Origin of the sequence: Halomonas marinisediminis (assembly GCF_004347715.1) — a bacterium.
In the GTDB taxonomy this organism is placed as follows: domain Bacteria; phylum Pseudomonadota; class Gammaproteobacteria; order Pseudomonadales; family Halomonadaceae; genus Halomonas; species Halomonas icarae.
Genome location: NZ_SLTR01000333.1, coordinates 1 through 286 on the forward strand (window position 1 = coordinate 1; position 286 = coordinate 286).

Consider the following 286-nt stretch of genomic DNA (forward strand, 5'->3'; position numbering starts at 1 on the left):
AGCTTCGCAAGGAAGGAAGGGTCATCATCCTCCAGCAGCAATGCGACATTTACATGGCCTGCATCGAGAAGGTCGCAGAGATCGTGGAAACCGCAAGGCACGATGCGAAGCTGATCGATGAACTGCGTGTTCTCAGCCACAAGCTGGCTGTGGTCGCGAGTGCAGGGGTCGTGTCCAGCTTCGAGCAGGTACTGGAAAGCTTGCAGTCCGGTTTTGCTGACGGCACGCTCTCGGACGGGGACGGAGAGCGCGTGATGAATGCCGTCGCCGATCTCACGATAGCGAT

The 286-nt window shown here is 58.0% G+C and carries 1 protein-coding gene; it reads left to right on the forward strand.

What is annotated here, in order from left to right; translation table 11 throughout:
• The coding region (locus E0702_RS16890) for a hypothetical protein (protein WP_205742026.1) at positions 1-286 on the forward strand (286 nt) is incomplete at both ends.